Below are 14630 nucleotides of genomic sequence, written 5' to 3'. Positions count from 1 at the left end.
GCCGTCGTCGTCGGTGGGTCAGTTCTCGTTGGTGCGCTCCGAGGACGCCTGCTCCGGCGACGACCCGTTGCTCGACCCGTTGCCCGCGCCGTTGCCCGACGACGCCGGGGTGCCGGTGCTCGACGCCCCGTCCGAGCCGGCCGGCTCCTGCTTCGCCGACTCGGCGGCGACCTCGGCGCCGTCGGTCGCGACGGCCGGGGTGTCGGTGGTCGGCGCGTCCTCGGCGGTCGTCTCCTCGGCGGCCGGCTCCGGCGCCGGGTCGCCCCGCTTCACCGCGGCCAGCAGCATCTGCGAGACGTCCTGGACCTGGACGGCCTCACCGGCGGTCTGGTTGACGCCGTCGGTCATCATCGTGCGGCAGAACGGGCAGCCGACCGCCAGCGTCCCGGACGGCTCCGAGCCGCCCCCGGCCTTGGTGAGGGTCTCGGCGGCCTCCTCGGCGCGGGTGAAGTTGATGCGCTTGCCGATGCGCTCCTCCATCCACATCCGGGCGCCACCGGCACCGCAGCACATCGACCGCTCGGCGTGGCGCGGCATCTCCGAGAGCGTCGCGCCGGCCGCGCTGACCAGGGCCCGCGGGTCCTCGTAGACCTCGTTGTGGCGGCCCAGGTAGCACGGGTCGTGGTAAGTGACCGGGGCGGCGTCGGCGGACGGCGCGGACACCGGGACCAGCTTCTTCTCCCGCACCAGCTTGTTCAGCAGCTGGGTGTGGTGCACGACCTCGTAGTGCCCGTCGAGCTGGGGGTACTCCCGGCCCAGGGTGTTGAGGCAGTGCGGGCAGGTCGTGACGATCTTGCGGGTGCCGGCCTCGCGCCCGGAGAAGACGGTGTTGAGCGTCTCGACGTTCTCCTGGGCCAGCATCTGGAACACGAACTCGTTGCCGGAGCGGCGCGCCGGGTCACCGGTGCAGGTCTCGCCCGACCCGAGGACGGCGAAGTTCACCCCGGCCCGGTGCAGCAGCTCCGCGGTGGAGCGGATGGTCTTCTTCTGGCCGTCGTCGAACGCGCCGGCGCAGCCGACCCAGAACAGGTACTCGGTGTCGGCGTCGAGCTCGCCCTCGACGACCGGGACCTCGAAGTCCAGGCCCTTGGTCCACTCGAGGCGGTCCTTGGCGTTCTGGCCCCAGGGGTTGCCCTTGTTCTCCAGGTTCTTGAACAGCGAGTTGAGCTCGGTGGGGAACTCGGTCTCGATGAGGACCTGGTAGCGGCGCATGTCGATGATGTGGTCGACGTGCTCGATGTCGACCGGGCACTGCTCGACGCAGGCGCCGCAGGTGGTGCAGGACCACAGGATGTCCGGGTCGATGACGCCCATGACGTCCTCGCCGCCGACCAGCGGGCGACCGGCGGCCTCCAGGGCGTCGACCGGGATGGTCTTGAGCCGCTCCTCGGCGCCCTCGCCGGTGATGCCGACCTCGTCGCCCGCCATGTCGCGGCTGCCGCCGGCGAGCAGGTAGGGCGCCTTCTCGTAGGCGTGGTCGCGCAGCGCGTTGACCAGCAGCTTCGGGCTCAGCGGCTTCTCGGTGTTCCACGCCGGGCACTGGGACTGGCAGCGGCCGCACTCGGTGCAGGTCGTGAAGTCCAGCAGGCCCTTCCAGGTGAAGTCCTCGACCTTGCCGACGCCGAAGGTGTCGGTGTCGGGGTCGGCCTCCTCCAGGTCGAGCGGCTTGCCGTTCGACATCATCGGCCGGGTCGCGCCGAGGGCCTTGTAGCCGTCGTCGTTGCGCTTGAAGTAGATGTTCGGGAACGCGGTGAAGCGGTGCCAGGCCACGCCCATCGTCGGGGTGAGCGCGATGACGATCAGCCAGACCGTCGCCGACAGCACCTTCACCGCGGCGAACACGCTGACCAGGGTGGTCGAGGCGGGCAGCACCGCCGACAGCGCCGCGGAGACCGGCGCGGACCAGGTCGGCACGTCGAACGCGCCGAGGGAGATCTTCGCGCCGCGCACGACCAGGATGCCCAGGCCCTCGAGGAACACGATGGCCTCGACGAAGTACGCGCGGCCCATGTTGGAGCCGTAGAACCGCGACATGCGGCCCTGCAGGCGGGGGTTGTTCGCCTGGCGGATCACGATCAGCGCCGCGATGCCGACGACGGTGCCGACGCCGAGGATCTCGACGAACAGCGAGTACACCGACCACTGGCCGATGACCGGCAGGTGGAACGTCGGGTTCCACACCTCGACGAACGCCTCGACCAGCGCCAGGAACAGCCCGCCGAAGCCGACCATCACCAGCCAGTGGACGATGCCGACCTTCGTCCACTTGAGCATCCTGGTGTGACCCAGGGTCTCCTTGAGCATCGTCGCGAACCGCGGCCCGAACGGGCCCGTGCGCGTCGGGTCGGACTCGCCGAGTCGGATGATCCGCACCATCCGGGTCACCGTCAGCGCGACGAGGACGACCGCGACGATCGCCGAGAGCACGGTGACGGTGCCGAGCGTGTACTGCACCCAGGTCATGTGGAGGAACCTCCCTGTAGAACACCCGGCGGTCCCTGCCGTAGCGCGGTGCTGCCGTGTCGGGTCGGGACGGGGATCGGGGAACCGGTCCGGCGGGGCACCGGGGCGGCGGACGCGCGGCCGTGCGGGCACGGCGAACCGTGCCGCCGGGACCGGGCGGGCCTCTCCATCGCGGTGCCTCCTCGGACGACGTCGTCGCGCTGTGGTGGTGGGACGCGACGACGGTCGGGCGAAGGGTAGTGCGCCCGACCGCACCACGTCCGGTCCGGCCCGTGGTCGGGCAGGCTTGTTACCGAACAGTAGCCAGCGCTCACCATGACATTCCGGGCCAGGGGTGTGTCCGGGGCGAGACCGGAGTCACGCCGGATCGGGTGGGCCGACCGTGTCGGAACGGTCGCCCAGCGTGGCGCACGCGTGGGCCGAGTGGTGCAGGCTCTAGGATCCCGTACGGGTCTCGTGGTCTACTCGCCTGCGGGAGCGACCGGGACAAGCGGACTGCCGCAAGGAGGAGCTGTGAAGACCTCGTTCGAGGCGATCCAGCTGGTGCTCGCCCAGGGCGGGCAGCTGACCACGGTCAACCTCCGCGACTGGATCACGAACAACATCGTGCCGCTGATCCTGCTCGCGATCGCCGTCATCCTGCTGTGGATCGGCGGCCGTGGTGACAACGCCGGCGTGGCCCGGCGCAGCATCGGCCTGCTCGTGGGCCTCATCGCACTGGGCATCGCGGTGACCGGCAGCGGTCCCGCGATCGGACAGGCACTGGCCAACCTGCTCGTGACCCCGGGCTGATCCGTGCTCGTTCGCACGGACGACGAGGTCTACCGCGTCGACGCCGTCTGGCTCGGTCCGCCGCGCGCCACCTTCCCCTGGCGCGCCCGCTACGTCAGCTACGGCGTGGGGCTCCTCGTCATGATGCTGATCATGTTCGTCCAGCGCCGGCTCGGCATCGGCCTGGACTTCTTCTCCGTGGCCTGGGCGCTGGTCGGCACGGTCGCGGTCACCCGCGTCCTCGGCAAGAAGATCGACTACGAGCGTCCGCTCGGCCAGGTGCTCGGCCAGTTCTGGGCCGAGGTGACCGGTCCGCGGGCCGGACGGCGCGCCGGGGGCGGCTCGGTGCGTGCCGGGCACGTCCGGGTGCACGCGACCCGCGCCCGGCCGGGCACGCCGTCGTCGCGACCGGCCCGGGCGCTCGGGACCCCGCGCCGCACCGCGCTGCCCACCGCCGTCGTCGCGGACGGCACGCCCGTGGTGTCGGTCCCCGTGCCCCCGCAGGACGCGGCCGGCCCCGCACCGCGGCGGGTCGTGCCGCCGCTGCCCGAGCCCGGCAGCGCACCGCGTCCCGGACGGTTCCGGCGGGGCCGCGGCGCCTCGCGCGGACGCGGCGTGAGCACGCCCGCGCGGTCCAGCCACCCCGATCCGTGGCGCAGGAGTGGCCACCGTGGCCGCACCTGAGCGCACCCCCCGCACCTCGACGCGGCGCCGCCGGGCCCGGGCCGGCGAGGGTGGGTCGGACTACACGCCGTCGATCGCGCTGCGCTCGATCGACGGGCACCTCACGCGGACGAACGGCCAGGTCATGGCCTGGTACCGGCTCGCGGCGCAGGCCTGGAGCTTCCGCAGCGACAACCAGCGCGAGGTGCTGATCCGCCAGATCGCCGCGCAGCTCGGCGAGCTGCAGGGCCGCTGGCTGCACCTGCGCGTCACCACCCGGCCCTACCCGGTGCACATGTGGGCCGAGTCGTTCGACCAGAACGCGATCGGCCGGATGCCCGACGTGCCCGGCGCGCTGGGCTGGGACGGCTTCCTGGAGGGCGAGCAGCGCCACCTCATGGGCCTGTCGATGGCGGACAAGGAGGTCTTCCTCGGCATCGAGGTCTCCGGGCGCGGGCTGCTGGACCGCTGGGTGGAGCGCGCCGCACCCGTCCTGGACCGGATCGTGCCCTCGGCGGTGCGGGCCGAGCTGGCCGCGCTGGAGTCCGAGGTCAACCACCTCGACGTGCTCGTCGCCGGGTCCGGGCTCGACGCCGTCCCGGCCGGGGCGGAGGACATGGCCTGGCTCATGCACCGCTCGGTGGCGCTCGGGCTGCCCGCACCGCGGGGGCTGTCGTCGGTGCCGCGCGGGGTGTCGACCTGGGAGCCGGAGGACCTCGCCGCCTTCACCGAGGGCGTGGACCTGCACCAGGAGCCGTACGCGCCGACCGTGCAGGTCGTCGGGCGGATGCGCAGCCAGACCGTCACCCGCAACGTCGCCGTGCTGTCGGTCGGGCTCATGGAGGGCCTGCGCATCCCCGAGATCGACGACCCGTGGATGCAGCACTCCGACCGGCTGCCGTTCCCCGTGGAGTGGTCCGCGCGGATCTACGTGCGCCGCCCGGAGGACGTCACCGGTGAGCTGCAGCGCCAGATGGGCAAGGTGCGCAGCCAGATCCGGCACTACACCCACGACCACGACCTCGACCCGCCGATGTCGCTGGCGCGCCAGGCCGACCGGGTGCTGGAGGTCGAGGACGAGCTCACCACCGGGCTCACCCAGCTCAACACCCGGCTCTACGGCTGGTGGCGGATCGCCGTCTCCGGCCGCGACGAGGCCGAGGCCACCACCCGCGCGCAGCAGGTCGTCGACCTGTACCGGCCCAAGGTGCAGATCGAGCACCCCGAGGCCCAGTACCGCTACGCGCGCGAGTTCATCCCCGGCGAGCCGCTCGCGTCGACGGCGTACCGGCGCCGCGGGTCGGTCACCTGGGCCGCGGCCGCGGTGCCGGCCGCCACGGCGTCCGTCGGCGACCGGCGCGGGATCATGCTCGGCGAGACCTGCACCGCGACCCGGCGCCCGGTCGCGTGGGACCCGTGGCTCGCGCAGGAGGTGCGGCGCGCGTCCGGCCTGACCGCGATCGTCGGCGGGCTCGGGTCGGGCAAGTCGTTCCTCACCGGGCTCGTGGTCTACAAGACGCTGCGCGCGGGCGCCCGCTGGACGGTGCTCGACCCGTCCGGCCCGCTGGCCGAGCTGACCCGGCTGCCGGAGCTCGCGCCGTTCTCCCGCCACATCAACCTGCTGCGCGCCGACCCCGGCATCCTCAACCCGTACCGGGTGGTGGCCGAGCCGCGCCCGGAGCACTTCGCCGACGACGAGGACCCCGAGCGCGCCTGGAAGCGGGAGCGCTCGCTGGCCGCGGCCACCCGTCGCCGGCTCGTGCTCGACGTGCTGTCCGGGCTGCTGCCGTACGAGATCGCCCGCCAGCCGCACACCCGGATCGTGCTGCTGCGCGCCGTACGCGAGGTCGGCGGCTCCCCGGACCGCCACCCCGGCATGGTGATCGACGCGCTGCGCCGCAACGCGGCCGAGGGCGAGGACCACGCGGGCGTCGTCGCCGACTTCCTCGACGAGCGCCGCGAGCTCCCGCAGGCCGCGCTGCTGTTCCCGGACGAGACCCGCGCCGACCCCTGGCACGCCGACCGCGACTACCGGCTCACCGTGCTCACCATGCAGGGGCTGTCGCTGCCGCGTCCGGGCAGCCCGCGCGAGGAGTGGACCGACAACGAGTCGCTCGGCGTCGAGCTGCTGAACCTGGCGTCCTGGCTGACCCAGCGCACGATCTACGACGCCGACCGCAACCTGCGCAAGGGCGTCGCGCTCGACGAGACGCACTTCCTGTCCCAGGTGCCCACCGGCAAGGTGCTCATCGACCGGCTGGCGCGCGACTCCCGCAAGTTCAACGTCCGCGCCCTGTTCGCCTCCCAGCTGGCGGGCGACCTGCTGCGGGTGTCGGGGTTCGCGTCGCTGGTCAACGCGGTGTTCGTCGGGCGGACCGACGACGAGGAGGCGCAGTCCGAGGCGCTGCGGCTGCTGCGCGTGCCGACCGACGTCGGCTACGAGGAGATGCTCGGGACGCTGTCCCCGCGCCCCCGCCACGACGACCGGCCCGACGACGCGCCCCGCCAGTTCGTGTTCGCCGACGGCCACGGCGGCGTCGAGAAGGTCCGCATCGACCTCGAGGCCCCGCACCTGGAGCACGTCCGCGAGGCGCTCGACACCAACCCCGACGCCGCCCGCGTCGCCGCCCCGCGGTCCGGCGGCCCGGCGCTCACCGCGCCCGGGCACCCGGAGATGACCGCCCCGGACGAGCCGAGCCCGCTGCCGGCCCGGCGCGAGCCGGTGCCCGTGGCCCTGCCCGACCTCGACGGCGACGAGATCGACCTGACCACCGACACCCGGATCGGCCCCGGCGACGACGACCCGGTGCTGTCCGGCGGGATCCGCGCCGGTGGGGTGCAGGTCGTGTCCGTCGCGGCGACCGACGCCGCCGTCGGGCGTGCGGAGCTCTACGACGACGAGCAGCTCGACCTGCTCGACGAGCTCGACGACGACTGGGTGGTCGACGAACCCGCCCCGGTGAACGGCTCCGCCCCGGTGAACGGCTCCGCCCCCGTGGACGGCTCCGCGAACGGCCACCCCCCGGTCCCGCCCCCCGACGGGGACGGACGGTGACGGCGGGCGCCGACCCCACCGGCGGTGCCGGGCCCTGGGTCGTGCTGGGCGTGCTGCTCGCGGCCGTCGTCGTCTCGGTGCGCCGGGCGCGCCGGGCCCGCCGGCCCGACACCCCGGAGACGACCCGCCGCCGTCGCCGCCCGACGGCGGTCCTGCTGGTCACCGCCGTCGCGGGCGGCGCGCTGCTGCTCGGCACCCCGGCGATGGCGCAGGCCCTGGACTGCAAGACCCCGCCCGAGCCCGACCGCCCGGGCACCGGTCTGGTCGGGTCGCTCGACCGGCCGTCGGCACTGCACGGCGAGGCCGGGTCGGTCTACGAGGAGGTCGGCTACGCCGGGCTCGTCTGGCACAACTACGACCTGGGCTGCGCCGCGTCGGGCGTGCTGAACCCGTCGGTCACCACCGACACCTGGCTGGGCAACCAGGTCTTCAACGTCGCCAAGCTGACCGTCGGCGGCGTCAACTGGGCGCACTACCTCATCGCCGACGGCGGGGCCCTGTTCGAACCGCTCGACCAGGTCATCACCACCGCGACCCGGGCGATGTACGAGACGGTGTTCACCACCTGGGTGGGGCTCGCCCTGCTCGGGTTCGCGATCATCGTGCTGCTGCTCGCGATGCGCGGCGAGCTCGCCCGCCAGGCCCAGCGCACCGGCATCGCCGTGCTCGCGCTCATGCTGGGCTCGGCCGCGTACCTGGCCCCGGTGGACTGGTCGCGGGCCGCGGACGACCTGCTGCTCGACGGCGTCACGCAGATGCAGGAGGGCTTCCTCGGCCAGGTCGGCCTGGGCACCCGCGACACCCTGCCGACGGTGCTCGTCGACCAGGTCGCCTACCAGAACTGGCTGCGCGGCACCTTCGGCGCACCGGACGTCCCGCAGGCCCGGGAGCTGGGCCGTGACCTGCTGCGGGCGCAGGCGTTCACCATCGACGAGGTCGACCGCGGCGAGGACACGAGCGAGACGGCCGAGCGCAAGAAGTCCGAGTACTCCGCGCTCGCGGACCGGATGGGCGACCGCTACTCCTACTTCACCGGCGCGTCCGGCAGCCGGATCGGCGCCGGCACCCTCGCGCTGATCCAGGCCGCGTGCATCGCGCTGTTCCAGCTCCTGTCCAAGGTGCTGGTGCTGGTCGCGCTGCTGATCATCCGGCTGATGGTGGTGACGGCGCCCGCCATCGCCGTCGTCGCGCTGCTGAAACCCGACGTCGTCCCGGCGATCCTGCGGGTCGGCGGGGCCGCCGTGGTGAACACGCTGGTCGTCGGGGCGCTGGCCGGGTTGCACGCGCTGCTCGTCGTGTCGCTGTTCGCCCCCGGCTCCGGGGTCGACCTGTGGCTCGCGCTGCTGGTCACCGGCGTGGTGACGCTCGTGCTGTGGGCCGTGGCGCGGCCGTTCCGGCGGCTGGTCTCGATGGTGACGCTCACCCGCGAGCAGTTCGGCGGGATCGTCCCCGGCATCGGCGACGGCCCCGTGTCGCGGGTGTGGAACCGGATGCGCGGCCCGGACCCGGCCGCCGAGCGCCAGTCCCGCTGGTGGTCCGAGCGCGGCACCCCCGGCGGCCCCGGCGACACCGACGCCGCCCGCCCCGAGGCCGAGACCGTCGCCGGGCCGGGCGCCCGGCTGCCGCGCCGGCGCACCGTCGCCCCGGTCGCGCCGGAGGCCGCCCGGATCGCCGAGCCGCGCCGCGGGGCGCTCCCGGTCGGGGCCTCCGGGCGCCCGGACACGGGGTTCGCCCCGCGGGTGGACCCCGGCGAGGTCGACGACCGCTCGATCTACCGGCGCGACGACACCGGCCCGCGCCGCCCCGGCGACCCGTCCCCGGTGACCCCGGAGCTGGTCGACGGGGTGCCCGTCTACAAGATCTACCGCCCGCGGGCGGCCCGCACCGGCGGCGACGTCTGGGGCGACCGTGCCGATTAGGTCCTCCCGCGGCCGGGCCGGCGCCTACCGCGCCATCTGGCAGTGGCCGCTGCGCTCACCGGCCCGCCTCGCCGTCACGGTGCTGGTCCTGGGCGGTCTCGTGTTCGGCCTGGTCTCGCTCGGCAACGCGAGCGGGACCGCCGGTGGCGGTCTCGTCGACGGTGGGACCACCGGCGGCAACCGCTGGGACGGCGGCTCGTCCGGCGTGGCCGCGACGCCGACGCCGACGCTGCTGCCCCCGGTGCCCGAGCTGACCCCGGAGTCCCTGCCGGTGGCGCAGGCCCCGCGGGCGGCGCTGGAGACCGCGCGGGTGTGGGCGTCGGCCTGGGTGAACCACCCCGAGGGCGGCACCGCGCAGCAGTGGGTCGCCGGCCTGCGCCCGTACACGACCGACGAGTTCCTCGGGGTGCTCGCCGGCGTCGACCCGGCGAACGTGCCCGCCTCCCGGGTCACCGGGCCCGCCACCGCGACGCGGGTCGCGCCGAAGAGCGTCGAGGCGACCGTGCCGACCGACACGCTGACCCTGAAGGTCCTGGTCGTCGACACCGAGGCGGGCTGGAAGGTGTCCCGCTACGACCGCGCATGAGCACCCCGCTCACCCGCGCGCTGCGCCCCCTGCGGCTGCTGCTGCCGTTCGTCGCCATCGGCATGGCGCTGGTGCTGTTCCTGACCGTCGGCTTCCTCGCGTTCAGCCCGAACCTGGGCGGCGGCCGCTCGAACGCGGCCTGGTGCGACACCGGCATCTCCACCGCGACGGTCGGCCGGGGCGGCGGGGGAGCCACCTTCGAGACGCTGTCGGACGAGCAGAAGCAGAACGCCGCGGCGATCATCTCCGTCGCCAAGGACATGCAGCTGCCGCCCAAGGCGTGGCTGGTCGCGCTGGCCACCGCGATGCAGGAGTCGACCCTCCGCAACATCGACTACGGCGACCGGGACTCCCTCGGGCTGTTCCAGCAGCGGCCGTCGCAGGGGTGGGGCACCCCCGCCCAGGTCACCGACCCCGCCTACAGCAGCCGGATCTTCTACGAGCGGCTGACGGAGATCCAGGGGTGGGAGTCCCTGCCGGTCACCGTCGCCGCGCAGGAGGTGCAGCGCTCGGCGTTCCCGCTGGCCTACGCCAAGTGGGAGGGCCTGGCCGCGGCGCTGGTCGAGAACATCGGCGACGTCGCCAACCCGACCGGCTGCGCGCCCGGCACCACCGGTGCGCTGCCCCCGGGCGTCGCCGGGGCGGCGATCGGGTTCGCGCTGGGCGAGCTGGGCAAGCCCTACGTGTGGGGCGCGACCGGCCCCGACTCCTACGACTGCTCCGGGCTGCTCATGCGCGCCTACGAGGCCGCAGGCCTGACGATCCCGCGGGTCTCGCGCGACCAGTACAACTCCGGCGGGCACCTGCCGGTCCGCGACGCGCAGCCGGGCGACTTCCTGTTCTACGCCCACGACACCACGGACCCGGCGACGATCTACCACGTCACGATGTACCTCGGCGACGGCAGGATGGTCGAGGCGCCGAACCGGAACTTCCCGGTCCGCGTGCAGCCGGTGCCGTGGGACTTCGGGGACCTCGTCCCGCTCGCCACCCGGCCGGGGACCACGCCGAACCCCGCCTGAGCGGGGTGCAGGCCCCATCATGGGCGCCATGCGCTCCCCGCTCTCGGACTACCTGGACACCGTCGCCCCGGGCGGAGCCTGCCCGGACCACCTCGTCGTCCCGCGGTCGCTGGCCCAGTCGATGCCCGTGCGCTGGCAGCAGGTGTTCGTCGGCCTGCTCGCCGACCTGCACGACGCCTACCCCGACGTCGTCTGGCCCGAGTACGACGTGTCCGCCGTGCGGGCCGAGCCGCTGACCGAGCTCGACGACGACCAGCTCGCCCGGCACGGCTACGTCACCGAGCTGGGGCCGGACGGGGAGCTGGAGTACCGCGACGCCGACGACCGCGTCGTGCCCGGCTCGCTGCCGGTGCGGGTCGCGGCCCCCGACACGGTGCCGCCCGCGTCGGCGGGGCAGGTGCCGCGGGGGACCGTCGTCCTGTCCTGAGCCGGGTCACCACGCCCGGTGCGCGCCGACCGGTGCGCGACGGCACCGGGCCGCGTCCGCGAGCCGGTCCAGCTCGCGGACCAGGCGTGCCGCGTCGGCCGGCCCGGCGTGCACCACGGCGTCGGCGGGCAGCGGGCCGCCGACGACGTCCGGGGTCGGTGTGCGCGCGAGGTAGCAGCCCTCGGGGGTGGCGTGGACCAGCAGGACACCCGGCGCCCGGCACGGGTCCGGCCCCTTGCGCCCGGCCCCGAGCTGGGCGATGCCGTCCAGGTGCCCCATCCGCCGGACCAGCGCGGCCTCCGCGGCGGTGCACCCGCGCCGCAGCAGCTCGTGCACGAGCCGGTCCGCGTCGCCGCCGGCGAGCCCGGCGGCCTCCGACAGCACCGCGGCGGGGATGCGCGCCGTCGCGCCGGGGCCGGGGACCACCTCGCCGAGCAGCGCGACGAGCACCGCCGCCGCGTCGTCGGGGCGGACGCGGACCAGCGCGACGTCGTCGTCGATGCGGGTGGCGAGCACGGCCCGCCCGGCGCGCCGCGCGACGACCGCCCGCTGCCAGGCGGGCGGCGCGACGACGAGGTCGTGCTGGAACTCCGGGGCGACGACGGTGCGCAGGTCGTCGACCAGGCCCTCGTCGAAGGCGGTGCCGGTGAACAGGCCGCGCGCGGCCAGCGAGTCGCGGCACTCCCGCACGACCCGGGCCCGCTCGACGTCGGTGGCCCCGGGGCCGAGCAGCTCCAGGACCGCGGGGTTGCGGCCGAGGTCGAGCAGGTCGCGGGCGACGTCGAACTCGGCGGCGGACAGGACGGTGGCGCGGGTCCAGTCGATCATCGGTGCGGCTCCTCGGGGGCCGGGACGGCGTGCCGGTCGCGGTGCTCCCGGGACTCACGGGCGGGCACGGTAGGCGGCCGGCCGGGCCGCCGTGGGGCGTCCGGCCGAACCCGTCGCAGCCGCGAACCGGGGCCCGGGGGCGCGACGTCGCGTGCCGGCGGGAACCGGCCGGAGAAAAGTTGAGTCGGCCGGGAACAAGTCTGCGGGGGTGCTCGTTGACCGCCACGAGAGCAAGTTGAGCAGGACCCACTCAAGGGCGATGCGCGAGCTGCTCCCCGGCCTGGTACAACTTGAGCCGGACGCACTCATACCCCCACATCCACGGAGGCAGTCACCATGGCTCGTACGGTCGGTATCGACCTCGGGACCACCAACTCCGTCGTCGCCGTCCTCGAGGGTGGCGAGCCGACGGTGATCGCGAACTCGGAGGGTGCCCGCACCACTCCGTCGATCGTCGCGTTCGCACGCAACGGCGAGGTCCTCACCGGTCAGTCCGCGAAGAACCAGGCCGTCACCAACTCGGACCGCACCTTCCGCTCGGTCAAGCGCCACATCGGCACCGACTGGAAGACCCCGGAGATCGACGGCAAGACCTACGCCGCGCAGGAGATCAGCGCCCGCGTCCTGCAGAAGCTGAAGCGGGACGCCGAGGCCTACCTGGGCGACGAGGTCACCGACGCCGTCATCACGGTGCCGGCGTACTTCGAGGACGCGCAGCGTCAGGCGACGAAGGAGGCCGGCCAGATCGCCGGCCTGAACGTGCTCCGCATCGTCAACGAGCCGACCGCGGCCGCGCTGGCCTACGGCCTGGACAAGGGCGACAAGGAGCAGACCATCCTGGTCTTCGACCTCGGTGGCGGCACGTTCGACGTGTCCCTGCTCGAGATCGCCGAGGGCGTCGTCGAGGTCAAGGCGACCAACGGCGACAACCACCTCGGTGGCGACGACTGGGACGAGCGGATCGTCACCTGGCTCGTCGACAAGTTCAAGTCCTCGCAGGGCATCGACCTGACCAAGGACAAGATGGCGATGCAGCGGCTGCGCGAGGCCGCGGAGAAGGCGAAGATCGAGCTGTCCAGCTCGTCCTCGACCAGCATCAACCTGCCCTACATCACGGTCGACTCGGACAAGAACCCGCTGTTCCTGGACGAGACGCTGTCCCGCGCGGAGTTCCAGCGGATCACCCAGGACCTCCTGGACCGCACCCGCCAGCCGTTCAACCAGGTCATCAAGGACGCCGGCATCTCGGTGAACCAGATCGACCACGTCGTGCTCGTCGGCGGCTCCACCCGGATGCCGGCCGTGACCGAGCTCGTCAAGGAGCTGACCGGCGGCAAGGAGCCCAACAAGGGCGTCAACCCGGACGAGGTCGTCGCCGCCGGCGCCGCCCTGCAGGCCGGTGTGCTGCGCGGTGAGGTCAAGGACGTCCTGCTGCTCGACGTCACCCCGCTGTCCCTGGGCATCGAGACCAAGGGCGGAGTCATGACCAAGCTGATCGAGAAGAACACCACGATCCCGACCAAGCGCTCGGAGATCTTCTCCACCGCGGACGACAACCAGCCGTCGGTGCAGATCCAGGTCTTCCAGGGCGAGCGCGAGATCGCCGCGTACAACAAGAAGCTCGGCATGTTCGAGCTGACCGGCATCGCGCCGGCCCCGCGCGGCGTCCCGCAGATCGAGGTGTCCTTCGACATCGACGCCAACGGCATCGTCAACGTGTCCGCGAAGGACATGGGTACCGGCAAGAGCCAGGAGATGACGATCACCGGCGGCTCGGCGCTGTCCAAGGACGACATCGACCGCATGGTCAAGGAGGCCGAGGCGCACGCCGAGGAAGACGCGAAGCGTCGTGAGGAGGCCGAGACCCGCAACCAGGCGGAGACCCTCGTCTACCAGACGGAGAAGTTCGTCAAGGAGAACGACGAGAAGCTCCCGTCCGAGGTCAAGGACTCGGTCAACGCCGCGCTGGGCGAGGCCCAGGAGGCGCTGAAGGGCACCGACCACGAGGCCGTCAAGTCCTCCATGGAGAAGCTCGCCACCGAGTCCCAGAAGATGGGGTCCGCCCTGTACGCCCAGCCCGGCGCCGAGGGCGCCGCGGGTGCGGCCGGAGACGCCGGTGCGTCCGGTTCCGCCGGTCAGCAGCAGGACGACGTCGTCGACGCCGAGATCGTGGACGACGACAAGGACGCCAAGGGCGACAAGTGACGGCCGGCGGCCATCCACTCCACGACAGGACGGTCGACATGGCAGACGAGCAGAAGCAGGAGGAGCCGGTGACGTTCTCCGACCGCCGCAAGGTGGACCCGGAGACCGGCGAGGTCCGCACCGACGCCACCACGACCGGGGCCGCCGACGCGGCGGCCCCGGCCGGGGACGGCGAGCAGGTCGCGGGCCCGGCCGACGGGGAGGACCCGGAGGTCGAGAAGCTGCGGTCCGAGGCCGCCGAGCGCACCGCGGACCTGCAGCGGGTCAGCGCCGAGTACGCGAACTACCGGCGCCGGGCCGACCGCGACCGCGAGCAGGCCAGGGTCGACGCGAAGGTCTCCTTCGCGGGTGACCTGCTGGTGGTGCTCGACGACTTCGAGCGCGCCGAGCAGCACGGCGACCTCACGGGGGCGTTCAAGGCCGCGGCCGACAAGGTCACGGCGGTGCTGACGAAGCTCGGCCTCGAGCCGTTCGGGGCCGAGGGCGAGTCCTTCGACCCGCAGCTGCACGAGGCCGTGCAGCACGAGCCGGCCGAAGGCTCCGGCCCCACGGTCACCGTGCTGTCGACGGTGCTGCGCCGGGGCTACCGGATCTCCGACCGGGTCCTCCGGCCGGCGATGGTGACCGTGCAGGACCGCCCCGAGGCCGGGGGCGGCGCGGACGCCGGCGACGGCGAGCCGCAGAACCCCGC

11 protein-coding genes are annotated in these 14630 nt (G+C 73.6%); 9 read left to right on the top strand and 2 right to left on the bottom strand.

All coding sequences use genetic code 11. From position 1 onward, the window contains the following. Positions 1-18: 18 nt before the first annotated feature. Entirely contained in the window at positions 19-2463 is a 2445-nt protein-coding gene (locus tag WJX68_RS22615; protein WP_340294425.1) for a heterodisulfide reductase-related iron-sulfur binding cluster, read from the bottom strand. A 513-nt stretch (positions 2464-2976) separates the two neighbouring features. Between WJX68_RS22615 and WJX68_RS22610 the strand changes: the two genes are divergently transcribed. From WJX68_RS22610 to WJX68_RS22580, 7 genes are read left to right on the top strand one after another with little or no spacing between them, the layout of a single operon-like run. Continuing rightward, the gene (locus WJX68_RS22610) at positions 2977-3255 is read left to right on the top strand and encodes a hypothetical protein (protein WP_340294423.1); all 279 of its coding nucleotides are present in this window, start codon (positions 2977-2979) and stop codon (positions 3253-3255) included. A gap of 3 nt (positions 3256-3258) precedes the next feature. Beyond that, positions 3259-3918: a hypothetical protein gene (locus WJX68_RS22605; RefSeq protein ID WP_340294421.1), complete on the top strand. Its 660-nt coding sequence runs from the start codon at positions 3259-3261 to the stop codon at positions 3916-3918. Further along, complete coding sequence (locus WJX68_RS22600; protein ID WP_422785758.1) at positions 3905-6952, top strand: ATP-binding protein; 3048 nt, start codon at positions 3905-3907, stop codon at positions 6950-6952. The genes WJX68_RS22605 and WJX68_RS22600 overlap by 14 nt, the downstream gene beginning before the upstream one ends. Then, positions 6949-8871: a hypothetical protein gene (locus WJX68_RS22595; protein ID WP_340294419.1), complete on the top strand. Its 1923-nt coding sequence runs from the start codon at positions 6949-6951 to the stop codon at positions 8869-8871. Before WJX68_RS22600 ends, WJX68_RS22595 begins: the two co-directional genes overlap by 4 nt. Beyond that, positions 8861-9457 (top strand): hypothetical protein, encoded by a 597-nt coding sequence (locus WJX68_RS22590; protein ID WP_340294417.1) that lies wholly within the window; start codon positions 8861-8863, stop codon positions 9455-9457. The genes WJX68_RS22595 and WJX68_RS22590 overlap by 11 nt, the downstream gene beginning before the upstream one ends. Then, positions 9454-10479 carry a C40 family peptidase gene (locus tag WJX68_RS22585; RefSeq protein WP_340294415.1) on the top strand — a complete coding sequence of 342 codons (1026 nt, stop codon included), beginning with the start codon at positions 9454-9456 and terminating at the stop codon, positions 10477-10479. The genes WJX68_RS22590 and WJX68_RS22585 overlap by 4 nt, the downstream gene beginning before the upstream one ends. Positions 10480-10507: 28 nt before the next feature. Next, positions 10508-10906, top strand: a complete 399-nt coding sequence (locus WJX68_RS22580; protein WP_340294413.1) for a hypothetical protein — start codon at positions 10508-10510, stop codon at positions 10904-10906. A gap of 6 nt (positions 10907-10912) precedes the next feature. Here WJX68_RS22580 and WJX68_RS22575 read toward each other — a convergent pair whose 3' ends face one another. Beyond that, positions 10913-11734, bottom strand: coding sequence for an ESX secretion-associated protein EspG (locus WJX68_RS22575; protein WP_340294411.1), 822 nt, complete (start codon positions 11732-11734; stop codon positions 10913-10915). Between the two features lie 336 nt (positions 11735-12070). Between WJX68_RS22575 and dnaK the strand changes: the two genes are divergently transcribed. After that, on the top strand, positions 12071-13939 hold the full coding sequence (dnaK, locus tag WJX68_RS22570; protein ID WP_340294409.1) for a molecular chaperone DnaK: 1869 nt from the start codon (positions 12071-12073) through the stop codon (positions 13937-13939). Positions 13940-13977: 38 nt separating this feature from the next. Beyond that, on the top strand, positions 13978-14630 hold a 653-nt coding region (gene grpE, locus WJX68_RS22565; protein ID WP_340294407.1), incomplete at its 3' end, for a nucleotide exchange factor GrpE.

This window comes from Pseudonocardia spirodelae (assembly GCF_037727765.1).
Classification (GTDB): domain Bacteria; phylum Actinomycetota; class Actinomycetes; order Mycobacteriales; family Pseudonocardiaceae; genus Pseudonocardia; species Pseudonocardia spirodelae.
The sequence above is the reverse complement of the archived record's forward strand: the minus strand, read 5'-3'. Positions and strand labels throughout refer to the sequence as shown.